This window comes from Wolbachia endosymbiont of Glossina morsitans morsitans (assembly GCF_000689175.1).
In the GTDB taxonomy this organism is placed as follows: domain Bacteria; phylum Pseudomonadota; class Alphaproteobacteria; order Rickettsiales; family Anaplasmataceae; genus Wolbachia; species Wolbachia pipientis.
The window spans coordinates 6469-8494 of sequence record NZ_AWUH01000094.1 but is presented as its reverse complement, the minus strand read 5'-3'; the positions used below and the strand labels follow the sequence as shown (position 1 = coordinate 8494).

Below are 2026 nucleotides of genomic sequence, written 5' to 3'. Positions count from 1 at the left end.
TTTATAGCTATAGCAGGCCAGTAGCATATTACGGTCTGTTCGGATTATTGTAAAAAGAGCTATAACATCTCATCATATCACAATGTTCGTACAGTTGTGGCGGTATGACGTAGAAAAACTGTTAACTTAAATCTATATTGACATGTCCCATTGTACGCTTATCCCTAACCTCTTTTTCCCCATATATGGTTAAATTAGCTTTTTCGTTGCTCAAATACTTATGAGAATCATATATATCATTACCTATTATATTTTTCGTCATACAAGGAAAGCATAATACTACTTCCTGCATAGGTAGCCCGCATATTATCCTAACTAGCTGTCCAAATTGACTAACGTTACATGCATCCAAGCTCCAGTGGCAAGAATTGTGAGGTCGGGGAGCTAGTTCATTAACTAACAATTCGTTATCTTTAGTAACAAAAAATTCAATAGCCAAAATTCCTATTACATCAAGCGCATTTGCTATTTTCTTTGCAGCTCGTTGTACCTCTTGAGTTAATTTGCTATCTATTTTAGCTAGCACTGTTGAAGTATCAAGCATTTCATCAACGTGGTAATTTTCTGCTATAGGAAAAAAAGCTACTTTACAGTTTTTATCTCTTGCAACGACTATTGAAACCTCTTTCAGTAAATCAACACTTGCTTCAAGAATGTACTCTGTATTCCAATCAAAGGAAGTAAATTGCTTCACTTCAGAATCATTCTCAAGCACATATTGTCCTTTTCCATCGTAACCCATTTCTGTTGTTTTCAGCCTTATTGGATAGCCAAAAGCTCTACTGCTTTTCAGTAGCTCATTATAATTTTGTATACTCTTATAGTTAGCAGTTTTTATACCCAAGTTTTTAATAAAATCCTTTTCTCTCAGTCTGTTCTGCGAAATGTGTAACGCTTTTTTAACCGGATAAAAATTTACATCGATATCAATTGCACTACATGGAATATTTTCAGACTCAATAGTAACTAAATCCACACTCTGTGCAAAAGATTCAAGGGCTTTCTTATTAGAGAAATCTGCTATTGTGAAATAATCAGCAACAGAGCAAGCCGGATCGTCTTTAGCACTGGCAAAAACATGTGTTTTTTGTCCAAGTTTTGTTGCAGCGATAGCAGTCATTTTACCTAATTGTCCACCACCTATTATTCCTATTACTTTTTTGCTCAGTGCATCTGGTTCATTCATACTATAAATTGATATTTCCTAATTAAAGTATACTTGAAAAATCTATGAAAAAAGCATATAATTAGAATATTATCTTTTTATCATGAATATTCTATAATGATTCTAGAATACACATTGACTACCAACTTTGTTGAAGTTACAGTTTTACCAATTTACATTGAAGAGCAATCCATTCCTTATGAAAATTGCTATGTATGGATGTATAACGTTAAGATAAAAAACAAAAGCCAATCAACTATTCAATTGTTAAGTCGTCATTGGCAAATAATAGATTATAAGGGCAAAGTAAATGAAATTGCCGGAGTTGGTGTTATCGGAGAACAGCCTGTGATAAAATCTGGAGAGGCATTTAAATACACAAGTGGAACATACTTAAATGTACCGTCAGGAATAATGCAGGGTAAGTATGAATTTCTGAATGAAGAAAGCATAAAAATTTTTGAGGTTATGGTACCACCCTTTTCTTTGGATAGTCCATACGTCAAAACTAGACCCCATTAACTATCAAAATAGTTTATTTGTAACCAGACTGCATTCTGTGATTTTTAGCAAAGCACGATCTTTCATTTGAGCTTTCTTCAATTTAAAATAAATACAGAAACTAGCTATCTTCAAAAATATGGTTGAATAATTATTAATAATAGTGTATAATTATTAATATTTTCAAGCATTTTTGCCATGGGTCTTTCAAAATTTCTCGATCCTCGCAATGATTTGTGTTTCAAAAAAATCTTTGGAACGGAAAAAAATAAGAATATCCTGATCCACTTTTTGAACGATATTTTAGGGTTTACTGAGATAAATGCAATACAAGAAGTTGAGTTTCTCAGCACTATTATA

3 protein-coding genes are annotated in these 2026 nt (G+C 32.7%); 2 read left to right on the top strand and 1 reads right to left on the bottom strand.

Translation table 11 applies throughout. From position 1 onward, the window contains the following. Nucleotides 1-121: 121 nt before the first annotated feature. Complete coding sequence (locus tag WGMM_RS02150; RefSeq protein WP_038249404.1) at nucleotides 122-1186, bottom strand: 5-(carboxyamino)imidazole ribonucleotide synthase; 1065 nt, start codon at nucleotides 1184-1186, stop codon at nucleotides 122-124. Between the two features lie 99 nt (nucleotides 1187-1285). On the opposite strand from WGMM_RS02150, the gene apaG reads away from it, so the two are divergent. Further along, the gene (gene apaG, locus WGMM_RS02145; RefSeq protein WP_240991867.1) at nucleotides 1286-1687 is read left to right on the top strand and encodes a Co2+/Mg2+ efflux protein ApaG; all 402 of its coding nucleotides are present in this window, start codon (nucleotides 1286-1288) and stop codon (nucleotides 1685-1687) included. Nucleotides 1688-1864: 177 nt separating this feature from the next. Next, nucleotides 1865-2026 (top strand): PD-(D/E)XK nuclease family transposase (locus tag WGMM_RS02140; RefSeq protein ID WP_038249399.1); only part of this gene is annotated, 162 nt, incomplete at its 3' end.

Coding starts and splice junctions, on each gene's coding strand:
- WGMM_RS02150 (WP_038249404.1), bottom strand. CDS start 1,186: ATGAATGAACCAGATGCACTGAGCAAAAAAGTAATAGGAATAATAGGT.